This is a genomic window from Pseudonocardia sp. N23 (assembly GCF_002583555.1).
In the GTDB taxonomy this organism is placed as follows: Bacteria; Actinomycetota; Actinomycetes; order Mycobacteriales; family Pseudonocardiaceae; genus Pseudonocardia.
Map to the genome: position 1 here is coordinate 63,724 of NZ_BEGX01000035.1, position 21,457 is coordinate 85,180.

Genomic DNA, 21,457 nt, shown 5'->3' on the forward strand with positions numbered 1-21,457 from the left:
CCGCGCGCCGGGGCGCACGACCTACAGCATTGATGCTCAGTCGTCCTCTGGACCCATGATGCGGGTGCGGGCCGAGAGCAGTTCGATCTCGGGTCGGGACGCGACGAGCCGCTCACAGCGCTCGAGCACGTCGACGACGTGGGCGTGGTCGGCCGCGACGCACGCGACCCCCACCAGCGCCCGCCGGTGCAGGTCCTGGTCGCCGGCCTCGGCGGCGGCGACCTCGAACCTGCGGCGCAGCTCGGCGACGATCGGCCTCACGACCGACCGCTTCTCCTTGAGGGAGTGGACGTCCCCGAGCAGGACGTCGAGCTCCAGTGCTCCGACGTACATGGCGACGACCCGTACCGGCGGCGGCCCCGAGTGGGGCCGCCGCCGGGAACCGGGTCAGACCCTCGGCTTCTCGCGCATCTCGAAGGTCTCGACGACGTCGCCGACCTTGATGTCGCTGTAGTTGCCGAGCGTGAAGCCGCACTCGAAGCCCTCGCGGACCTCGACCACGTCGTCCTTGAACCGCCGCAGCGAAGCCACGGGCAGGTTCTCGGCGATCACGACGTTGTCGCGCAGCAGGCGGCCGCGCGCGTTGCGGCGGATCTCGCCGGACATCACGAGGCAACCGGCGATCGTGCCGACCCGCGAGGACTTGAAGACCTCACGAACCTCGGCGCGACCCAGCTCGACCTCTTCGTACTCGGGCTTGAGCATGCCCTTGAGCGCGGCCTCGATCTCCTCGATGGCCTGGTAGATGATCGTGTAGTACCGGATCTCCACGCCCTCGCGGTTCGCGAGCTCGGTCGCCTTGCCCTCGGCCCGGACGTTGAAGCCCAGGACGATGACGTTGTCGGCGATCGCGAGGTTGATGTCGCCCTCGGTGATGCCACCGACGCCGCGGTGGATGACCCGCAGCTCGACCTCCTCGCCCACCTCGATCTTCATGAGCGCGTCCTCGAGAGCCTCGACGGTTCCCGAGTTGTCACCCTTGATGATCAGGTTGAGCTGGTTGGTCTCCTTCAGCGCGGCGTCGAGGTCCTCGAGCGAGACGCGCTTGCGGCGGCTGGCCAGCTCGGCGTTGCGCTCACGGGCGCGACGACGGTCGGCGATCTGGCGGGCCACCCGGTCCTCGTCGACGACGAGGAAGGTGTCGCCCGCGCCGGGCACCGACGTGAAGCCGATGACCTGCACCGGGCTCGACGGGTAGGCCTCGATGACGTCGTCACCGTGCTCGTCGAACATCCGCCGGACGCGCCCGGAGGCGTCGCCCGCGACGATCGAGTCGCCGACCCGCAGCGTTCCGCGCTGCACCAGCACCGTGGCCACCGGACCTCGACCGCGGTCGAGGTGGGCCTCGATCGCGACACCCTGGGCCTCCATGGCCGGGTTGGCCCGCAGGTCCAGCGAGGCGTCGGCCGTCAGGAGCACGGCCTCGAGCAGCGCGTCGATGTTGGTGCCCTGCTTCGCCGAGATGTCGACGAACATCGTGTCGCCGCCGTACTCCTCGGCCACGAGGTTGTACTCGGTGAGCTGCTGGCGGATCTTGGCGGGGTTGGCCCCCTCCTTGTCGATCTTGTTCACCGCCACCACGACCGGCACGTCGGCGGCCTGGGCGTGGTTGATCGCCTCGACCGTCTGCGGCATCACGCCGTCGTCGGCCGCGACCACGATCACCGCGATGTCGGTCGACTTCGCGCCACGGGCACGCATGGCGGTGAACGCCTCGTGACCCGGGGTGTCGATGAAGGTGATGGGCCGTTCGTAGCCCTCGAGCTCGGTCACGACCTGGTAGGCACCGATGTGCTGGGTGATACCGCCGGCCTCGCCCTCCATGACGTTGGCCTTGCGGATCGTGTCCAGCAGCCGGGTCTTACCGTGGTCGACGTGACCCATGACGGTCACGACCGGCGGGCGGATGACCAGGTCGTCCTCGCCACCGGCGTCCTCGCCGTAGGAGATCGAGAAGCTGTCGAGCAGCTCCCTGTCCTCCTCCTCCGGGCTGACGACGACGACGTTGTAGTTCATCTCCGAGCCGAGCAGCTCGAGGATCTCGTCCGACACCGACTGCGTGGAGGTGACCATCTCGTTGAGGTGGAACAGCACCTGCACGAGCGAGGCCGGGTTGGCGTTGATCTTGTCGGCGAAGTCGGTCAGCGACGCACCGCGGGCGAGCTTGATCGTCTCGCCCTGGCCCTTCGGAAGGCGGACGCCGCCGACCGAGGGGGCCTGCATCGCGTCGTATTCCTGACGCTTCTGCCGCTTCGACTTGCGGCCCTTGCGGGCCGGACCGCCGGGACGACCGAACGCACCCGCGGCACCGCCGCGGCCACGCGCACCGCCGCCGCCACCGGGACGGCCACGGAAGCCACCACCGGCAGGAGCGCCGCCGCCACCGCCACCGGGGCCACCGCCACCGGGACGGAAACCGCCACCGCCGCCACCGGGACGACCGCCGCCACCGCCGCCGGGACCACCGGGACGACCGCCGGGACCACCCGGACGACCGCCGGGGCCACCACGGCCACCACCGGGTCCACCAGGGCCGCCACCGGGCCGGCCTGCGGCCGGCCGGGCGGGCATCATGCCCGGGTTGGGCCGCGGCGGCATGTTGCCGGGCGACGGCGGGCGAGGCCCACCACGACCGGCGTCACCAGCGGGACGGGGACCGCCGGGACGGGGACCGCCCTGGCCGGGACCACCGGGGCGCTGACCGCCCTGGCCGGGCGCGGAACCGCCACCCGGCTGCGCGGGCGGGCCGGGACGCGGCGTGGCCGGGCGCGGCGGGGCGCCGGAGCCGACACCGAACGGGTTGTTGCCGACGCGCGGGGTGCGCGGGCCGGGCTTGGGCGCCTGCGGGCGCGGCGGCACCGTCGCACCGTCGGTGGCCGCGGCGGCAGCGGGCTGCTGCTGCGCGGGGGCCTCCTGGCGACGCGGGGCGGGACGCGCGGGCTCGTCGGTCGACTCGGCCGGAGGCGCGGGCGCCTCGACCGGGGTCGACTCGGCGGCCGCGGGCTGCTGACGCGGGCCGGGACGCGGACCCGGACGGGGTCCGGACGCGGCGGGACGCGACGGGGCCTCGGCGGAGGCCGCCGGGGCGACCGGAGCGGACGCCGGTGCCGCCGCGGGGGCGGCGGGCTCCGCGACCGGACGCGGCGCGGGCGGACCCGGACGCGGACCGGGAGCACCGGGACGCGGGCCGGGAGTGGGGGCGCCACCGGACGGAGCCGGGGACGCGGGTCGCGGACGTGCGCCACCGCCGGGGTTGCCCCCACGACGGCCGTTGCCGTTGCCGCCACCGGAGACCGAGTCGCGCAGCTTGCGCGCCACCGGGGCCTCCACCGTCGACGACGGGGACTTCACGTACTCGCCCAGTTCCTGCAACTTGCTCAGGACCTGCTTACTGCTGAGACCGAGCTCTTTTGCGAGCTCGTGCACGCGGGCCTTGCCTGCCACTGCACTCCTCTAATTCCGGAGGCCGGGCGGCAGGATCCGCTCGACCTCGAACCTAGTGTCGAAGCACGTTCATGGTGCGATCTTCACGACTGGCTCATGACGGGTCGACCTTGCTTCCTGGTGTGTCGAGCGCGGGAGTCTCCCGTGCCCCGTGGGCCTGCAGGTGGAACCGCACCGCTGCGACGTCCAGCGGTCCCTGCACTCGAAGAGCGCGCGGGAACGCCGAGCGACGCTCGGCGCGGTCGAGGCACTCCGGATCGAGGTGCAGCCAGGCACCCCGGCCCGGTAGCCGCCGCCGCGGGTCAGGGGTCAGAACCCCGTCCACCACAACGACACGCAACAGACCACAGGCCTCCGCCCGGTTCCGACACCCGACGCATGTCCGCACCGGTTCGGAGCCGGTGCGAGCACCGGATCCGGCGAGCGGACGATCGGGAGTCGGCCCCTGGCAGTGGGCCGGTTGCGAGTGTAGCGCGTCGCCGATCAGCCGACCGACTCCGTACCCGTGGTTCCGGCTACCCCGGCCGTCTCCTCGTCGGTGACGTTGCGGGGGTCGGCGTCGCTGCGGATGTCGATGCGCCACCCCGTCAGTCGTGCCGCCAACCGGGCGTTCTGCCCTTCCTTGCCGATCGCGAGCGACAGCTGGAAGTCGGGTACGACGACCCGCGCGGTGCGTGTCTTCGCGTCGATCACCGTGACCGACACCACCTTCGACGGCGACAGGGCGTTGCCCACGAACGTCGCCGGGTCGTCCGACCAGTCGATGATGTCTATCTTCTCGCCGGCCAGCTCGCTCATCACGCCCCGCACCCGGGCACCCATCGGACCGATGCACGCGCCCTTCGGGTTCACCCCGGACACCGTCGAGCGGACCGCGATCTTGGTGCGGTGCCCCGACTCGCGGGCGATGGCGACGATCTCCACCGACCCGTCGACGAGCTCGGGGACCTCCAGGGCGAACAGCTTCCGGACGAGGTTGGGGTGCGTGCGGCTCAACGTGATCTGGGTGCCGCGCTGGCCGCGGGTCACGCCGAGGACGTAGCACTTGATGCGGTCGCCGTGCTGGTAGCGCTCGCCGGGGACCTGCTCGGTCTGCGGCAGCGCGCCCTCGGTCTGCGACCCCGACAGGGCCAGGACGACGACGCCACGGGCGTTGGCCCGCGAGTCGGCCTGCACCTCGCCGGTGACGATCTCGCCCTCCTTGGCGGAGAACTCGCCGAAGGTGCGCTCGTGCTCGGCGTCGCGCAGGCGCTGCACGATGACCTGCCGCGCGGTCGTCGCGGCGACGCGGCCGAAGCCGTCGGGGGTGTCGTCCCACTCCCGGTCGACGGTGCCGTCCTCGCCCAGCTCCTGGGCCAGCACGCGGACCAGTCCGGACTTGCGGTCGATGTCGATGCGGGCGTGGGACTCGTGGCCCTCGGTGTGCTTGTAGGCGGTGAGCAGTGCCGTCTCGATGGCCTCGAGGACCATGTCGAACGGGATGTCCTTGTCGCGCTCGATCGCGCGCAGGGCGGCGATGTCGACGTTCATACCTCGTCCTCCGTCCGCTCGACACGCCCGCCGAGCTTCTCGACCTCGGCGTCCGGCGGTTGCTTGAACTCGACCTGGACCAGCGCCTTCTCGACGTCGGTGTAGCGCAGTGCGCGGATCTCGCCGTCGACGAGGAGGTCGACGGCGTCGTCGCCCGCGCGGCCGACGCGACCCGTGAGCTTGTCACCGTCGACCGGCGTCACCTCGACCAGCCGCAGGAACGCCCGCCGCCAGTGCCGGGGCAGCGTGAGCGGCCGGTCGACGCCCGGGGAGGTGACCTCGAGGGTGTAGGAACCGCCGATCAGGTGCTCGTGCTGGTCGAGCTCGGCGGAGGCGGCGCGGCTGAGCGTCGCGATGACGTCGAGGCTCACCCCCGCGGTGTCGTCGGCGGAGTCGACGACGACCTTGACCGTGTGCCGCCGGCCCGTCGCGCGGACGTCGAGCTCGTCGAGCTCGAATCCGGCGTCGGCGACTATCGGCGCCAGCAGCTCGTGCAGCTGCCGGCCGACCTGGTCGGGGGTGGGCATTCGGGACAACTCCTGACGTGAACGGGTTCGCGGCACGGACGGATCGCGCTCGGCCGCCACAGGGCCTGCGCACTGTCGCCGCGCCGTGCCGGGTGGGCCGCCAAGGGTATCGCGACGGCTCTCGGAGGCGGCCTGGCAGGATGGCCCGCCGTGAGTCCCCGCGGCCTGGTATCGCTCCCCGTCCCGGCCGGGCCGGTCCGGTTGACCCGGCGGCGGCTGATCGCACTCGCGGCGCTGGCCCCGGTCGCGGGCGCGGCGCTGTCGGCGTGCGACGGCGCGTCCGGCAGCAGCGGGCCCGACCCGTTGATCGCGCTGGCCCGCGCGGCGCGCGACGACGCCGAACTGATCGGAGCCGCCATCACCGCCAGCCCCGCGCTCACCGACCGCCTCACCCCCGCCCGGCAGGCCCGCACCGACCACGCGGCGGCGCTGGAGACGGAGGTCGCCCGGCTGGCCGGGGGCACCCCGGCACCGGCCACGCCGGCGACGTCGACCGCGCCGCCCGCGAACCCGACGACCGCGTCGGTGCTCGCCTCTCTCAAGAAGTCGGCGAACGACGCGGGCGCGCTCGTCGCGACGCTGCCGGCGGCGCGGGTCGGCCTGGTCGCAGGGGTCGCCGCGTGCTGTGCCGCGTACACGGTGGTGCTGTCGTGAGCGGCCCCGCGCAGCAGCGCGCGTCGGTCGACCAGGCCTCGATCGACGCGCTGCAGGACGTGCTGGAGACCGAGCACGCGGCGCTGTGGGCGTACTCGCTGATCGTCGCCTACCTGCCGACAGACCTGGCGGAGCGGGCCCGCGGCGACTCCGACGCGCACCGCACCCTTCGGGGGCTGATCGAGCAGACGCTCAGCGACGTCGGGGCGCGTCCGGTCTCGGCGCTGCCGTCGTACAAGCCGCCGACACCGGTCACCGACGGCCCCACCGCCGAGCAGCTCGCCGTCGTCGCCGAGACCGACACGCTGGCCGCGTGGCGGTCCGTGCTGGAGCGCACCACCGACAAGCCGCTGCGGGCCGCCGCTCTCGACGCACTCGTGTCGGGAACGGTCAGGTGCATGCAGTGGCGGTCGTCGGCGGGGTTGACGCCGGTGGTGCCGACGTTCCCCGGCCGCACGCCCTAACGAAGGGCCGCGACGGCACGGTCGAGGTCGTCGGCGGTGTTGTAGAGATGGAACGAGACCCGCGCACCACCCGCGCGGGCCGACGCCGCCACCCCGGCCGCGGCGAGCCGCCCGATCGCGCCGGGCGCGGCCACGCTCACGATCGCCGACCCGGTCGGCGCCGTGCCGAGCGCGACGCGCAGCGCGTCGGCGAGCCGGGTGCAGTGCGCGTGCACCGCCGCCATGTCGAGACCGGCCAGCCACGGCAACGACCCCGCCGCCCCGACCTGGCACGTCCACGCCGGTGAGACGTCGAAGGCCCGCGCATCGGCGGCGAGCTGCGGCGGCAGCCCGTAGACGCCCGTCCACGGGTCCTCGCTCGCATACCAGCCCGCGAGGTGCGGGACGGCCTCGACGTCGTCGCGCAGCGCCATCCAGGCCGTGCCGCGCGGTGCGAGCAGCCACTTGTACCCGCTGCCCACGACGACGTCGGCCCACGCCAGCGACAGCGGCAGCCAGCCCGCGGCCTGGGTGACGTCGAGGACCACCCGGGTGCCGTGCCGCTCCCGGACCGCGCGCAGCCCGTCGAGGTCGGCGATCCGGCCGTCGGCGGACTGCACGACGCTGACGGCGACGACGTCGGCCTCCGCCGCGGCCTCGACGAGCCGGTCGGGCGGCACCTCCGTGACCGTGACCCCGCGTCCGGCCTGCACCGCGAACGGGAACGAGACGCTGGTGAACTCCCGCTCCGCCACGACGACCCGCGCCCCGTCGGGCACGGCCGCCGCGATCGGGCCGAGCAGCTGCGACGCGGCGGTCCCGATGGCGACCCGGTCGGCGCCCACCCCGACCAGCGAGGCGAACGCGGCGCGCGCCGTCGCGACGGGCGCGTCGAACTCCGGCGGGGAGTGGTGCCCGCTCCCCCACCGCCGTACCGACTCGCCCACGGCCTCCGCCACCCGCAGCGGCGGCACACCGACGCTCGCCGAGTTCAGGTAGCCGGCGGGGACGTCGAAGATCTCGCCGAACGCGGTCCGCATCGGCGCGACGCTACCGACCCCGGACGAACGGCACCGTGACGCACCCCGTGGCACGACTGTGCCGTTCGTTCGCTCCGGGAAGCGCTTCGCAGGGTCGCCGGTAGCGTGGTCGCGATGCACAGCGAGCTGATCGAGATCCGGACCGGTACCTCGGAGACGGTGCGCGACCTGGGCGCCGAGATCGACGCGTTCCTGCGCGCCGCGCTCGCCGGCGACGGGCTGCTCAACATCTGGGTGCCGCACGCGACGGCGGGGCTGGCCGTCGTCGAGACGGGCGCCGGCAGCGACGACGACCTGCTCGCGACGCTACGCGACCTGCTACCCGCCGACGACCGCTGGCGCCACCGGCACGGCAGCCACGGTCACGGCCGCGACCACGTCCTGCCCGCGATCATCTCGCCGTCGCTGATGGTGCCGGTCCTGGCCGGGCAGGCCACGCTGGGGACGTGGCAGTCGGTGTGCCTGGTGGACACGAACGTCGACAACCCGGTACGGACGGTGCGGTTGTCGTTCCTGGCCGGCTGACCCTAGACCCTCACGGGCAGGGCCGCGGTGTATCCGGACGCCACGTCGCCGGTCATCGTCGCCAGCTGGCGGTCCCAGCCGTCGCGGAAGACGTTGTCGGAGTCCAGCGACACCTGCGACAGGTTGCGGACGCTCCCCGGGTAGCCGTCGGTGGCGTAGACGGTCTCGCAGGTCGCCTGCGGCAGCGCGAGCTGGGTGGTGCGCACCGCGTTGCCCGACGACGTCACCTGGTCGAGGGCCGGGTAGATCTCGACGTGGACGTGCGGCCAGCGACCCGCGTAGCAGGCCGGGAAGATGCTGGTGAACGACACCTTCCCCGCGCTGTCGGCGGCCTGCACGCCACGCAGGTAGTTCTCGCCGGTGACGCCGCGGGAGTAGAGCGAGTAGTTGCCGTCGCGGTCGCAGTGCCACAGGTAGACGGCCGCGCCGGGCATCGCGGCTCCGCTCGTGTCGGTCAGTGTCAGGTCGATGCGCAGCGGGACGCCCTGCGCGGTCGTCGTCGACGACCCGAAGCTGGAGCGGATGTCGCTGCGGACGATCCCGGCGTCGTCGAGGACGTTCGGGCCGTTGGAGCCGTCGGCCGGGTAGGGCCCGCCGGTCTCCTCGGGGATCTCCCCCGACCCCGGCCCCGCAGCGCCGGACGCCGTCGTGGCCGCCGCCGAGCCGGTCGTCCCGGCCGCGCAGCCCGCGAGCGTCAGCGCCCCCGCCCCGGCGAGCAGGCCGAGCAGCCGGCGCCTGCCCAGCAGCCGCGGCAGGTCGCGGGAGATGCCCCCGAAGTCGTCGTGGTCGTCGTCGTGCACAAGGGCTCCTCGGAGGCGTGGTGGGGGTGTCCCGTCACCACCGTCCCGAGTGCACCCCGCCGCCGGCTGGGAACGAGCTGTGCGTCCGCTGTGCTCGTGAGTGGCGCCACTCACGTGGGTCAGCCGCGGACGAGCCCCACCAGGTGCGCGACCGCACCGTCGAGGGCGACCTCGACGCGCTCGCCGCTGCGCCTGTCCTTGACCTCGATCTTCCCGTCGGCCAGCCCGCGACCGACGACGACGATCGTCGGCACCCCGACGAGCTCGGCGTCGGCGAACTTCACGCCTGGCGAGGCCTTGCGGTCGTCGAGCAGCACCGACAGACCGGCGGACTCCAGCTCGCGGGCGAGCTTCTCCCCGCCCGCGGTGATCTCCTCGTTCTTGCCGGCGATCACGAGGTGCACGTCGTACGGGGACACCGCGCGGGGCCAGATCAGACCCGACCCGTCATGGCTCTGCTCCGCCACGACGGCGACGAGGCGCGACACCCCGATGCCGTAGGAGCCCATGGTGATGCGGACGGGCTTGGAGTCGGGGCCCAGCGCGTCGAGGGAGAACGCGTCGGCGTACTTGCGGCCGAGCTGGAAGATGTGGCCGATCTCGATGCCGCGGGCGGACTCCAGCGGCCCGCTGCCGTCGGGGGCCTCGTCGCCCGCGCGGACGTCGGCGGCCTCGATGGTGCCGTCGGGGGTGAAGTCACGGCCCGCGACCAGGTCGACGACGTGGTGGTCGGCCTTGTCGGCACCGGTCACCCAGGCGGTGCCGGTGACGATGCGGGGGTCGACCAGGTAGCGGACCCCGTTGGCGGCCAGCGCGCCCGGGCCGATGTAGCCCTTCACGAGGAAGGAGTGGGCGGCGAAGTCCTTGTCCTCCAGCAGCGCCACCTCGGCGGGGGCGACGGCGGCCTCGAGGCGCTTCATGTCGACCTCGCGGTCGCCCGGCACACCGACGCCGAGCACCTCCCACTCGTCCGACCCGGGCTGCCGCAGCTTCACCAGGACGTTCTTGAGCGTGTCGGCCGCGGTGAACTGCCGGCCGAGCCCGGCGCCGTTGAGGAACGTGACGAGCGACTCGATGGTCGGCGTGTCGGGCGTGTGGTGGACCTGCGCGGCGGGCTTGTCGTCGATCGGCTGCGCGGGGGGCGCGGGCGTGGTGACGGCCTCGACGTTGGCGGCATAGCCGGACGCGGAGCGGACGAACGTGTCCTCGCCGGTCTCGGCCTCGGCCAGGAACTCCTCCGACGCCGACCCGCCCATGGCGCCCGACGTGGCGGACACGATGACGTAGCGCAGCGAGAGCCGGTCGAAGATCTTCGTGTACGCCTTGCGGTGCAACGCGTACGACTCGGCGAGGCCCTCGTCGGAGAGGTCGAAGGAGTACGAGTCCTTCATCAGGAACTCGCGGCCGCGCAGGATGCCCGCGCGGGGGCGTTCCTCGTCGCGGTACTTGTTCTGGATCTGGTAGAGCCGGACCGGGTAGTCCTTGTAGGAGGAGTACTCGCCCTTCACCGCGAGGGTGAACAGCTCTTCGTGGGTGGGCCCGAGCAGGTAGTCGTTGCCCTTGCGGTCCTTGAGCCGGAAAAGGTTCGGGCCGTACTCGGTCCACCGGTTCGTCGCCTCGTAGGGATCTCGGGGCAGCAGCGCGGGGAACTGGATCTCCTGGGCGCCGAAGGCGTCCATCTCCTCGCGGACGATCTCCTCGATCTTCCGGAGGACGCGCAGGCCCAGCGGCAGCCAGGAGTACACGCCCGGCGCGACACGGCGGACGTAGCCGGCGCGGACCAGCAGCTTGTGGCTGGGCACCTCCGCGTCGGCCGGGTCCTCGCGGAGGGTGCGGAGGAACAGCGACGACATCCTGGTCAACACGCGCGCAAGGGTAGCGACGACCGCCGACGGACTTCGCCCCGGTTACGGCACGACGGTCGTCATCGGCTTGGATGTGCGGATGAGCAGCCGTGTCGTGGTGCTGGTGGCCCGTCCCACGCCCTCGGGTGTCGACGCCCGCTCGCTGGCCGGGCTCGCCGCGGCGGTGGCCGCCTCCGTCGCCGACCCGGTCCGCGTCGCGCACCTCGACCAGGCGGAGCCGTCGATCCACGATGTGCTCGACGAGGCGGTCCGCGACGGCGCCGGCACCGCGCTGCTGGTCCCCCTCGCCGTCCCCGCCGACGCCTACCTGCGCACCTGGATCGCCAAGGCCGTCGCGAACTGGCGCGAGACACGGGCTCCGCTGCAGCTCGACGTCCGCCTCGCCGACGACCTCACGGCGAGCGCGGGAGCGGCCGCCGCCGTCGCGGCCCTCACCGACGGCGAGGGCGAGGCGGTCACCGCGTCGCCGGGTGGGTTCCGCGCCCCGTCGTGGTCCGAGCTCCCGGGCCACGACCGGCACCTGCTGCTGTGCCGCGGCCCGCGCTGCACCGCGCACGGCGCGGGTGCCACCCACCGCGCGCTGTCCGCCGCCGCACGCGACGAGCCGGGCACCCTGGTGACGCCGATCGGCTGCCTCGGACCGTGCAACCTGGGCCCGATCGTCATCGAGACGCCCGGGGACGATCCCGAGGGCACCTGGCACCAGCGCGTGGACCCGAGCGTGGCGAGGGCGCTCGCGGCACGGCGGGCGGACGTCAGTAGCGGTTGAGCCTCGTGCCGGCGGCGAGGGCGATGTCGACGGACTCGTGGCGATGAACCGCGCCGGCTCGGGTCGACGTGGTCGATCACCTTGTCCGCGACGGCGGCCGGCGGCTCGGAGACGATCTCCCTGAGCTCTGCGTCGCTCTCGATCACCCCACGCGGGTAAGGGCCCCTATTCGCGCAGGAGTGACGTGAGGTGCGCACCGACCACCGCGTCCTCGATGAGGAACCCGTCGTGGCCGTAGGGCGAGTCGATCACCTTCAGCTGCGCGCCCGGGATGCCCTCGGCCATCTCGATCGACTGCTCCAGTGGGTAGAGCCGGTCGGAGTTCACCCCGGCGACGTACGTCGTCGCCCGCACCCGGCGCAGCGCCGACGCCACCCCGCCCCGGCCACGGCCGACGTCGTGGGCGTTCATCAGCTCGGTGAGCCGCACGTAGGAGCCGGCATCGAACCGGTGCACCAGCTTGTCGGCGTGGTGGTCGAGGTAGGACTCGACGGCGTAGCGGCCGCCGTGCCACGGGTCCTCACCGTTCTGGGCGTCGCGGCCGAAGCGGGTGGCGAGCTCGAAGCCGCTGCGGTAGCTCAGGTGCGCGATGCGCCGGGCGACGCCGAGCCCGGCGTGGGGGCCCTTGCCGACGGGGAGGTCGTGGTGGTCGCCACCGTTCCATCCCGGGTCGGCGCGGATCGCGGCGAGCTGCGGTGCGGCCCAGCCGATCTGGTCGGCCGAGGTCGCCGAGGGCGCGGCCAGCACGAACAGCCTGCGGACGCGGTCGGGCTCGCACGCCGCCCACTCGAGCGCCCGCATGCCACCCATCGACCCACCGATGACGCACGCCCACGTGTCGATGCCCAGCGCGTCGGCGAGGACGGTCTCGGCGGCGACGGTGTCGCGCGCGGTCACCAGGGGGAACCGGCTCCCCCACGGCACCCCGTCGGGGGCGGTCGACGACGGGCCGGTGGACCCCTGGCAGCCGCCGACCACGTTGGGCGCCACCACGAACCACTCGGCCGGGTCGAGCGCGCGGCCGGGCCCGACGACGGCTTGCCACCAGCCCGCGGTGGGATGCCCCGGTCCGGCCGGGCCGACGACGTGGCTGTCTCCGGTCAGCGCGTGCAGCACGAGGACCGCGTTGGTCCGCTGCGCGTTGAGCGTCCCCCACGTCTCGTAGGCGATCCGGACGCCGGGCAGCTCGCCGCCGCCCTCCAGGCGCAGCGCCGCCGGCAGCTGCACCCACTGACGACGACCGGGGTCGTCCCCCTCCCGCCAGGCACCGCTGGCGGGAGGGAGGACGACGGAGTTCGTGGTGCTCATGACCTCTGCTCAGGCGCCCTTGGCCGCGCGGAAGCCCGCCTCGAGGTCGGCCTTGATGTCCTCGATGCCCTCGAGACCCACCGACAGCCGGACCAGGCCGGGACCGACACCCGTGGCCAGCTGCTCCTCGCCGGAGAGCTGGCTGTGGGTGGTGCTGGCCGGGTGGATCACCAGGCTGCGCACGTCGCCGATGTTGGCCAGGTGGCTGTGCAGCTCGAGTGCGTCGACGAACTTCTTGCCCGCCTCGACGCCGCCGCGGATGTCGAACGCGACGATGGCGCCGACGCCGCGCGGCAGGTACTTCTGGGCGGCGGCGTGCCACGGGCTCGACGGCAGGCCGGCGTAGTGGACCTTCTCGACCTCGTCGCGGGCCTCGAGCCACTCGGCGACGGCCTGGGCGTTCTGCACGTGCCGCTCGATGCGCAGCGACAGCGTCTCGATGCCCTGGATGAGCAGGAAGCTGTTGAACGGCGCGATGGCCGGACCGATGTCGCGCAGGAGCTGGACCCGGAACTTGATCAGGTAGGCCAGCGGACCGAGCGCGTCCCAGTAGTTGAGGCCGTGGTAGCTCGGGTCCGGCGTCGTCAGGCCCGGGAAGGCCTCGGCGTGCACGCCCCAGTCGAAGTTGCCCGAGTCGACGACGACGCCACCGATCGAGGTGCCGTGACCGCCGAGGAACTTCGTCGCCGAGTGGACCACGATGTCGGCGCCGTGCTCGATGGGCCGCACCAGGTAGGGCGTGGGCACCGTGTTGTCGACGATCAGCGGGATACCCGCCTCGTGCGCCGTGTCGGCGACACCGCGGATGTCGAGGACGTTGCTGCCCGGGTTGCCGATGGTCTCGGCGTAGAAGAGCTTGGTGTTGGGCCGGATCGCGGCGCGCCACTCGTCGAGGTCGTCGGGGTTGTTGACGAACGTGACCTCGATGCCCAGCTTCGGCAGCGTGTAGTGGAACAGGTTGTACGTGCCGCCGTAGAGCGCGGCGCTGGAGACGAAGTGGTCGCCCGACTCGGCGAGGTTGAGGATCGCGAGCGTCGACGCGGCCTGGCCCGAGGCCACCGCGACGGCGCCGATCCCGCCCTCGAGCGCCGCGATGCGCTGCTCGAGGACGTCCTGGGTCGGGTTCATGATCCGCGTGTAGATGTTGCCCAGCTCGGCCAGCCCGAACAGGGCTGCGGCGTGGTCGCTGTCACGGAACGTGTACGAGGTGGTCTGGTAGATCGGGGTCGCACGTGCGCCGGTCGTCGGGTCGGCGGTGGCGCCTGCGTGGACCTGCTTGGTCTCGAAGGACCAAGCGGCGGTGGGGTCGGTCGTGTCGGTCACGATGCTTCTCCTGCGTGAGGACGTGCTTCGGCTGGATGTGGGGACGAGCGCGCCCGGATCGATTCTGTCCGGCGCGAGGGGCCTGCCGACGGTCGCCTCTGGACCTGTGGACCGTGGCCCGGTGGCACACCCCGGTGCGGAGGACCGGGAACATCGGCGGGTCGAGTCAGCGACTGCGACAGGCCGCACTCGTGACCCGCATGTTGTCGACATGCAGGCGCGCCACGAGGAAGATCACGCCGCGAAGGTATCCGGTGCCGATGTGGCCGCACAACCACCCCTCACATCGTTGGTAGCGTCTTGCGCCGTGCTCGTGCTGCTGCCGCCCTCGGAGACCAAGCGCGACGGTGGCGACGGACCTCCGCTCCGTCTCGACGCCCTGACGTTCCCGGAGCTCGGCGGCCTGCGCAAGGTGCTGGCCGACGAGCTCGTCGAACTGGCCGCCGACCTGCCCGCGAGCCGGACCGCGCTGGGGCTCTCGCCCCGCCAGGACGACGAGGTCACCCGCAACGCACGACTGTGGGAGTCGCCGACGATGCCCGCGCTGCACCGCTACACCGGGGTGCTCTACGACGCGCTCGACGTCACGACGCTGCGCGGCGCCGCGGCCGCCCGCGCCCGTGCCCGGCTCGCCGTCGGGTCCGCACTGTTCGGCCTGGTCCGTGCCGGCGACCCGATCCCCGCCTACCGGCTCTCCGCCGGCTCCACGCTGCCCGCCGGCGGGACCCTCGCGGCGCGCTGGCGGCCCGTCCTCGACCCGGTACTGGCCGCGGTCGCCGCGGGCGAGCTCGTCGTCGACCTCCGGTCCGGGTCCTACGCCGCGCTGGGCCGGGTTCCCGGTGCCGTCGACGTCACGGTGCTGGCCGAGAGACCCGACGGCAGCCGTAGCGTCGTCAGCCACTTCAACAAGGCCCACAAGGGAGCGCTGGCCCGGGTGCTGGCGGGGACCCGCGCGGAGCCCGCCGACGCCGCCGCGGTGGCCACCATCGCCCGCCGGGCGGGCATGCGTGTCGAGCGCCCCGCACCGTCGTCACTCGCCGTGATCGTGCCGGCGTGACGCTGCCCGGACGATCGGCCACGGACCGGCGACGAGATCCGCGACACGCCCGGGCCTGTGTCCGTTTCGGGAGGGCCGGCAAGTAGCGTCAGGATGCGGTACGGCCCGGCGCTCGGGCCCGAGTGGAGAGTCGATGCGGACCCGGAGCAACCTGGCGATCGTGGCCGCACTCGTGGCGGCGGGACTGTTCCTGACGATGGCCCTGACCGCGCCGAAGGCGGAGGTCGCCGGCATCCCGTCGGCAGCGGGCACCGCGTCGGCCGACGAGCCCCCACCCCCGCCGCCCGGCCCTCCCGAGTGGATGCGCCCGTTGCGCCCCGGCGAGCGGCCGCCGCAGTTCGTCCTGTTCTCCTTCGACGGTGCCGGCGCCGACTCGCACTGGAAGCGGGTGCTGCCGCTGGCGCAGCGGTCCAACGCCCGGTTCACGGGCTTCCTCACCGGCCTCTACCTCGTCCCCAACAACGAACGCACCCGCTACACCGGCCCCGGACATGCTCCCGGGAAGTCGTCGGTCGGGTTCGGCGGCAGCGAGGCCGACATCGCCACCCGGATCGGCAACCTCAAGACCGCGCTCGCCGCGGGCCACGAGATCGGCACCCACTACAACGGCCACTTCTGCGCGGGCTCCGAGCCGTCCGGGGCGAAGTGGACCACCGCACAGTGGGACTCCGAGCTCGACCAGTTCTTCCGCTTCGTGCGCGAGGCACCGGGGCTCGACCTGCCCGACGGCACCGTCAGGGGCGGGCGCACCCCGTGCCTGGAGGGCAAGAAGGACCAGCTCTTCCCGGCGATGGTCGCGCACGGGATGGTCTACGACAGCAGCGGCACGTCCGGATCGCTCACCTGGCCGTCGAAGACGAACGGCGTCTGGGAGTTCCCGATGCCGTCGGTCACCGTCACCGCCCTGGGCAAACGGGTGATCATGATGGACTACAACCTGTGGTTCTCCATGAACGGCGCCAAGGACGAACCCGAGAAGGCGTCGCTGTTCACCGAGTGGACCGTCGCCGCCTACTTCACGGCCTACCAGGCCGCACTCACCGGCAACCGGGCCCCGCTCGTCGTCGGCAACCACTTCAACGACTGGAACGGCGGCGCGTTCAGCACCGCCGTCGAGACGTTCATGGGCGAGGTGTGCCTGCGGCCCGAGACGGCCTGCGCCACATACCAGCAGGTCATCGAATGGATGGGGCTGCAGGACCCGGCGGTGCTGGCCGCGCTGCACGCGGAGCCCCAGCCCCGCCCCTGACACACCCGCAAACGGGTGGCGGCCTGTCGTAAGGTGGTCATCGGCACTGGCGGACGCACGGACGGAGCACAGATGACGGGCAGGGACCGCGCCACCGGGTGACGAAACCCCGAGGGCGCACCGCGGCACTCCGTCGTCCCTCGTCCCGTGAGGTCTGCTCGTGTCCGATCCCTCGATCGTCTGCTCCGCCCTCTCCTATGTCCTGCCCGACGGCACCGTCGTGCTCGACGGCGTCTCCTTCGCCGTCGGTCCCGGCCTGACCGGGCTGGTGGCGCCCAACGGTGCCGGCAAGACCACCCTGCTGCGGCTCGTCGCCGGGGCGCTGACGCCCAGCACCGGCAGCGTCACCGCCGCCGGGCCGGTGGGGCTGCTCCCCCAGGACCTGCCCTTCCCGACCGAGGTCACCGTCGCCGGGGTCCTGGGCGTCGCCGAGACGATCGCCGCCATCGCGGCCATCGAGGCGGGCGACGCCGCCGAGGAACACTTCACCACCGTCGGTGACGACTGGGACGTCGAGGAACGCAGCCGTGCCGAACTCGACCGCGTCGGTCTCGGCGGCGTGGCCCTCGCCCGGACGCTCGGCACCCTGTCCGGCGGGCAGGTCGTGTCGCTGGGGCTCGCCGCGCTGCTGCTGCGCCGCCCCGACGTGCTCCTGCTCGACGAACCCACCAACAACCTCGACCGCGACGCCCGCGAGCGGCTGCTCGCGGTGCTCGACGGCACGCCCGGGTGCGTTCTCGTCGCCACCCACGACCGGGAGCTGCTGGAACGGGCCGACCGGATCGCGGAGCTGGGACGCGACGGCGTGAGCGTGTTCGCCGGGAACCTCGACGCCTACGAGGAGGCCGTCCGTGTCGAGCGCGAGGCCGCGCAGCGGGCGGTGCGGTCGGCCGAGCAGGACGTGAAGCGGGAGAAGCGGGCGATGCAGCAGGCCCGCGAGCGGGCCGACCGGCGTGCGGGCAGCGCCGCCCGGGGCCTGCCCGACGCCGGGCTCGCCCGCATCGTCGCCGGTGGCCTCGCCCGGCGGGCACAGGAGTCCGCCGCCCGGTCGGACCGCACCCACGGCGACCGCGTCGACCGCGCGCGGGCCCGGCTCGACGACGCCGAGCGCGGGCTGACCTACGACGCCGCACTCGTCCTGGACCTCCCCGACACGACCGTGCCGGCCGGGCGCACCGTCGTTGCGGCGCAGGGGATCCGAGTGCGCTCGCTGTTCGGCGACGGCATCGACCTGACGATCCGGGGCCCGGAACGCATCGCGCTCGTCGGCGCCAACGGCTCCGGCAAGTCGACGCTGCTGCGGGTCCTGTCGGGTGAGCTCGTGCCCGACGCCGGTGACGTCCGTGGCGCCGGAGGGCGGGCCGCGCGGCTCTCGCAGCGCCTCGACCTGCTCGAGCCCGATCGCTCGGTGGTGGAGAACCTCGAGGCCGTGACGCCCGGGATGCCGCGCTCGCAACGGATGACGATCCTCGCCCGGTTCCTCTTCCCCGGCGAGGAGGCGCACAAGCCCGTCGGCGTGCTGTCGGGCGGCGAACGGCTGCGCGCCACCCTGGCCTGCGTGCTGCTCGCCGAGCCCGCGCCGCAGCTGCTGCTGCTCGACGAACCCACCAACAACCTCGACATGCCCGGCACCGCGCGCCTCGCGGGCGCGCTGCGGGCGTTCCGGGGCGCCCTGGTCGTCGTCAGCCACGACGATCGGTTCCTGGCCGACGTGGGTGTCGACCGCCGGGTCGCGCTGCACGGCGGCGCCCTGGTCGAGGCGCCCGGCGGCGCGACCCCCTGACCGGCCGCGACCTCCCTGCTGTCCGTGCGGCCCGGAGCAGCGACGACGGTGCGCGCGGATGGTCGGGCGCGCCCTCACCGCTGTCGGCGGGCCGGCGCGCAGCAGTGAGGTTGCGCACGGTTAATGCGTTGCGCTCCGTGCGCCCGGCCCGCGACGATCGGCACCGACCGGACGGTCCCGATCGACCGTCCGGACCCGACCGCAGGAGGTGCCCGATGTCGACCGCCGCCCGGGACGTGGCCCGACCTCGTCCCGTCCTCACCCCGCCGGCCGACGCCGGACGCCGCTGTTAGCGCGTCCTTGCGCGTCCACACCCGGTGGGGACCTCACGGTCCAGGAGACCCCACCAGTGCCATCCCACGATCGATCGTTCACCCGCGGCCGGCCACGGCGCCGCCGCTTCGACGACGAGCACGACCCCGCCGACGACGCGTACGTCTCGCGCAGCCGGCGGCGCACCACCGGTCCGACCCCGCCGCCCCGCGAACTCGACGGGCGGGCGGGCGAGGACGTCGACGGCCCACCGGAGGGTGACCGCTGGTCGACCTGGGACGCCGCCGACAAGGGGCCCGAGCCACGCCCCGGCTGGGTGGTGACGGCCACCGGCGCCGTCGACACCGAGCTCGGCGTGCTCAAGACCGGCAAGGAGGCCGACGTCCACCTCGTCCGCCGCGCGGAGCCCGGCGAAACCGGGATCCTGATGGCGGCCAAGCGGTACCGCTCCTCGGAGCACCGGATGTTCCACCGCGACGCCGGTTACCTGCAGGGCCGGCGGGTCCGTCGGTCCCGCGAGACCCGGGCGATGGCGTCACGCACCGACTTCGGCCGCGACCTGCTCGCCGGGCAGTGGGCGCGGGCCGAGTTCGCGGCGTTGTCGACGCTGTGGGCGGCCGGCGTTCCCGTCCCCTACCCGGTGTCGGTCGACGAGACCGAGGTGTTGCTGGAGCTCGTCGGTGACGGGGACTCCGCGGCCCCTCGCCTGGCCCAGCTGCGACCGGACACAGCCGAGCTGGCCGACCTGTGGGCGCAGCTCTGCGAGGCGCTGCTCGGACTCGCCCGGCACGGCCTCACCCACGGCGACCTGTCGGCGTTCAACCTGCTGGTCGACGACGGCAGGCTCGTGGTGATCGACCTGCCGCAGGTCGTCGACGTCGTCGGCAACCCGTTCGGGCCGTCGTACCTGGGTCGTGACGTGGACCGGATCGCCGAGTGGTTCGCCGCCCGCGGGCTGCCCGGCGCGACGGCGGCGCGGGAGGCGTTGCTGGCGGATCTGACCGCCGAGCTGGGGATCACGCACCCGGGAACGTCACACCGGTGAGGTTCGGGCCGGACGCTCGGGTAGGCTGATCACGAGCGTCCGGCCCGGCCGACCCCGGCCCGGTGACCCCCGACCCGATATCTGGGGCCGCATCCGTCGCGGACGTGTCCGAAGCTTCATCCCATGTGGGCGCTGTGTTGCGCCCGGGCTCGTCCCCGCGATCACCCGCCCGTCTTCTCGACGGGCGAGGCAAGCTCCGTGCGACGTGCCACGTCCGGAGGTCCTTTTCTTGGCTCCCCAGCAGGCCCGTTCCGCGGGTTCCGCCGATCGTTCTTCCCGCTCGGGTTCGGGTCGTGCCCGTCCCCAGCAGGCCCGTGGCCGTGGGCGCGGTTCCAACCGTCGCCCCACCGCCCCCGCCCGTCCCGCCACCCCGATGCCGCCCGAGGAACTGTGGACGACGCCCGAGTCGGGCATGCCCGCGTTCGCCGACCTCGGCCTTCCCGAGCCGGTGCTGCGCACGCTGGCGTCCGAGGGCTTCACCGCGCCGTTCCCGATCCAGGCGGCGACGCTGCCCGTCACCCTGAGCGGTCGTGACCTGCTGGGTCGCGGCCAGACCGGGTCGGGCAAGACGCTGGCCTTCGGGCTGGCGCTGCTGTCGCGGCTGGCCGGTGGCCGCGCGACACCCCGCAAGCCGCGCGGCCTCGTCCTGGTGCCGACGCGCGAGCTCGCCCAGCAGGTCGTCGACGCGCTCGACCCGTTCGCGCGTGCCCTCGGGCTGCGCACCGCGGTCGTCGTGGGCGGACTGTCGTACAGCCGGCAGGCCGACGCGCTGGCCCGTGGGGTCGACCTGCTGGTCGCCACCCCCGGCCGGCTGACCGACCACACCACGCAGCGCACCGCCGACCTCTCCGAGATCGAGGTGACCGCGCTCGACGAGGCCGACCGCATGGCCGACATGGGGTTCCTGCCCCAGGTCCGGGCCATCCTCGACCTCACCCCCGCCGACGGGCAGCGGCTGCTGTTCTCCGCGACCCTCGACGGCGACGTCGCTGCGCTGGTCAACAGGTACCTGCACGACCCGGTGACCCGCGCGGTCGACTCGGCGCGCGCGTCGGTCGACACGATGGACCACCACCTGCTGCGGGTCGACTCCGCGGCGAAGGCGCAGGTCGTCACCGAGATCGCCGCACGTGACGGCCGGACGATCCTGTTCGCCCGCACCAAGCACGGCGTCGACCGCTGGGTGCGCAACCTGCGCCGCGACGGCGTGGTGGCGGTCGGCCTGCACGGCGGCAAGTCGCAGAACCAGCGCAACCGCGCGATCGCCGACTTCAAGGAGGGCCGCACGCCGGTCCTCGTCGCCACGGACGTCGCCGCGCGCGGCATCCACGTCGACGACGTCAGCCTCGTCGTGCACATCGACCCGCCCGCCGACCCGAAGGACTACCTGCACCGCGCCGGCCGCACGGCCCGCGGTGGCGAGTCCGGCACCGTGGTGACGCTGGTGACGCCGGAGGAACGCCGCGATGTCGACACGCTGACCCGGCAGGCCGGAGTGCGCCCGACGGTGCACGACGTCTACCCGGGTGCGGCGGCGATGGCGCAGGTCACCGGCTCGCGGACACCCAGTGGGGTGGCCGTGGCCGAGCCGCCGAAGGCCGTGCAGGGCACCCCCCGCGGCCCGGGCCGCGGCAGGTCCCGCAGCCGCCAGGGCGGCGCCCCGGGTGCCGGTCACGGCGGATCGGGCGGTGGCGCCCGCCGCGGCGCGCCGCGTGCAGGTGGGAACCGCCGGTCGGCCGGCGGCCGCTCCAGCGCCGCCTGACCTGACTGTGAGGCTGGTGGTACCGGCCCGGTAATGGTGGGTTGGTGCACGACGACAGCA

At 73.5% G+C, this 21,457-nt stretch carries 19 protein-coding genes; 9 read left to right on the plus strand and 10 right to left on the minus strand.

Going from position 1 to position 21,457, the window contains the following annotated elements; genetic code table 11:
* Positions 1 to 36: 36 nt before the first annotated feature.
* From TOK_RS11800 to rimP, 5 genes are all read right to left on the minus strand, one after another.
* Entirely contained in the window at positions 37 to 333 is a 297-nt protein-coding gene (locus TOK_RS11800; protein ID WP_098957884.1) for a DUF503 domain-containing protein, read from the minus strand.
* 54 nt (positions 334 to 387) lie between these two features.
* A complete protein-coding gene (infB, locus tag TOK_RS11805) occupies positions 388 to 3,444 on the minus strand; it encodes a translation initiation factor IF-2 (RefSeq protein WP_098957885.1) in 3,057 nt (1,018 codons plus the stop codon).
* 94 nt (positions 3,445 to 3,538) lie between these two features.
* Positions 3,539 to 4,027 carry a YlxR family protein gene (locus TOK_RS35040; protein ID WP_306305135.1) on the minus strand — a complete coding sequence of 163 codons (489 nt, stop codon included), beginning with the start codon at positions 4,025 to 4,027 and terminating at the stop codon, positions 3,539 to 3,541.
* Positions 3,928 to 4,974, minus strand: a complete 1,047-nt coding sequence (nusA, locus tag TOK_RS11815; RefSeq protein WP_098957886.1) for a transcription termination factor NusA — start codon at positions 4,972 to 4,974, stop codon at positions 3,928 to 3,930. The genes TOK_RS35040 and nusA overlap by 100 nt, the downstream gene beginning before the upstream one ends.
* Positions 4,971 to 5,501, minus strand: coding sequence for a ribosome maturation factor RimP (gene rimP, locus TOK_RS11820; RefSeq protein WP_098957887.1), 531 nt, complete (start codon positions 5,499 to 5,501; stop codon positions 4,971 to 4,973). The genes nusA and rimP overlap by 4 nt, the downstream gene beginning before the upstream one ends.
* Positions 5,502 to 5,651: 150 nt before the next feature.
* Between rimP and TOK_RS11825 the strand changes: the two genes are divergently transcribed.
* Positions 5,652 to 6,155, plus strand: coding sequence for a hypothetical protein (locus TOK_RS11825; RefSeq protein WP_098957888.1), 504 nt, complete (start codon positions 5,652 to 5,654; stop codon positions 6,153 to 6,155).
* Positions 6,152 to 6,619: a ferritin-like domain-containing protein gene (locus tag TOK_RS11830; RefSeq protein WP_098957889.1), complete on the plus strand. Its 468-nt coding sequence runs from the start codon at positions 6,152 to 6,154 to the stop codon at positions 6,617 to 6,619. Before TOK_RS11825 ends, TOK_RS11830 begins: the two co-directional genes overlap by 4 nt.
* Here the strand turns inward: TOK_RS11830 and TOK_RS11835 are convergent.
* Complete coding sequence (locus TOK_RS11835) at positions 6,616 to 7,638, minus strand: aminotransferase class V-fold PLP-dependent enzyme (protein WP_098957890.1); 1,023 nt, start codon at positions 7,636 to 7,638, stop codon at positions 6,616 to 6,618. The genes TOK_RS11830 and TOK_RS11835 overlap by 4 nt on opposite strands.
* A 114-nt stretch (positions 7,639 to 7,752) precedes the next feature.
* Here TOK_RS11835 and TOK_RS11840 point away from each other — a divergent pair, with 114 nt between their 5' ends.
* Positions 7,753 to 8,163 carry a YjbQ family protein gene (locus TOK_RS11840; protein WP_098957891.1) on the plus strand — a complete coding sequence of 137 codons (411 nt, stop codon included), beginning with the start codon at positions 7,753 to 7,755 and terminating at the stop codon, positions 8,161 to 8,163.
* Positions 8,164 to 8,165: 2 nt separating this feature from the next.
* Here the strand turns inward: TOK_RS11840 and TOK_RS11845 are convergent, their stop codons facing one another.
* Together TOK_RS11845 and TOK_RS11850 are read right to left on the minus strand one after the other, a co-directional pair.
* Positions 8,166 to 8,963 (minus strand): intradiol ring-cleavage dioxygenase, encoded by a 798-nt coding sequence (locus TOK_RS11845; RefSeq protein ID WP_098957892.1) that lies wholly within the window; start codon positions 8,961 to 8,963, stop codon positions 8,166 to 8,168.
* A gap of 119 nt (positions 8,964 to 9,082) precedes the next feature.
* On the minus strand, positions 9,083 to 10,828 hold the full coding sequence (locus TOK_RS11850) for a proline--tRNA ligase (RefSeq protein ID WP_098957893.1): 1,746 nt from the start codon (positions 10,826 to 10,828) through the stop codon (positions 9,083 to 9,085).
* Between the two features lie 79 nt (positions 10,829 to 10,907).
* Between TOK_RS11850 and TOK_RS11855 the strand changes: the two genes are divergently transcribed.
* On the plus strand, positions 10,908 to 11,597 hold the full coding sequence (locus TOK_RS11855) for a (2Fe-2S) ferredoxin domain-containing protein (RefSeq protein WP_098957894.1): 690 nt from the start codon (positions 10,908 to 10,910) through the stop codon (positions 11,595 to 11,597).
* Positions 11,598 to 11,762: 165 nt separating this feature from the next.
* Here TOK_RS11855 and TOK_RS11860 read toward each other — a convergent pair whose 3' ends face one another.
* Together TOK_RS11860 and TOK_RS11865 are read right to left on the minus strand one after the other, a co-directional pair.
* A complete protein-coding gene (locus TOK_RS11860) occupies positions 11,763 to 12,905 on the minus strand; it encodes a homoserine O-acetyltransferase (protein WP_098957895.1) in 1,143 nt (380 codons plus the stop codon).
* A gap of 9 nt (positions 12,906 to 12,914) precedes the next feature.
* Positions 12,915 to 14,228, minus strand: a complete 1,314-nt coding sequence (locus TOK_RS11865; RefSeq protein WP_098957896.1) for a bifunctional o-acetylhomoserine/o-acetylserine sulfhydrylase — start codon at positions 14,226 to 14,228, stop codon at positions 12,915 to 12,917.
* Positions 14,229 to 14,535: 307 nt separating this feature from the next.
* Between TOK_RS11865 and yaaA the strand changes: the two genes are divergently transcribed.
* The 5 genes from yaaA (at position 14,536) to TOK_RS11890 (ending at position 21,397) form a co-directional block, all read left to right on the plus strand.
* Positions 14,536 to 15,285, plus strand: a complete 750-nt coding sequence (yaaA, locus tag TOK_RS11870) for a peroxide stress protein YaaA (RefSeq protein ID WP_098957897.1) — start codon at positions 14,536 to 14,538, stop codon at positions 15,283 to 15,285.
* Positions 15,286 to 15,418: 133 nt separating this feature from the next.
* The gene (locus TOK_RS11875) at positions 15,419 to 16,534 is read left to right on the plus strand and encodes a polysaccharide deacetylase (protein WP_098957898.1); all 1,116 of its coding nucleotides are present in this window, start codon (positions 15,419 to 15,421) and stop codon (positions 16,532 to 16,534) included.
* A gap of 160 nt (positions 16,535 to 16,694) precedes the next feature.
* Positions 16,695 to 18,317, plus strand: a complete 1,623-nt coding sequence (locus TOK_RS11880; protein WP_098957899.1) for an ABC-F family ATP-binding cassette domain-containing protein — start codon at positions 16,695 to 16,697, stop codon at positions 18,315 to 18,317.
* 349 nt (positions 18,318 to 18,666) lie between these two features.
* Positions 18,667 to 19,635 carry a serine protein kinase RIO gene (locus TOK_RS11885; RefSeq protein WP_098957900.1) on the plus strand — a complete coding sequence of 323 codons (969 nt, stop codon included), beginning with the start codon at positions 18,667 to 18,669 and terminating at the stop codon, positions 19,633 to 19,635.
* Positions 19,636 to 20,008: 373 nt separating this feature from the next.
* Positions 20,009 to 21,397 carry a DEAD/DEAH box helicase gene (locus TOK_RS11890; protein WP_253258328.1) on the plus strand — a complete coding sequence of 463 codons (1,389 nt, stop codon included), beginning with the start codon at positions 20,009 to 20,011 and terminating at the stop codon, positions 21,395 to 21,397.
* Positions 21,398 to 21,457: the final 60 nt, after the last annotated feature.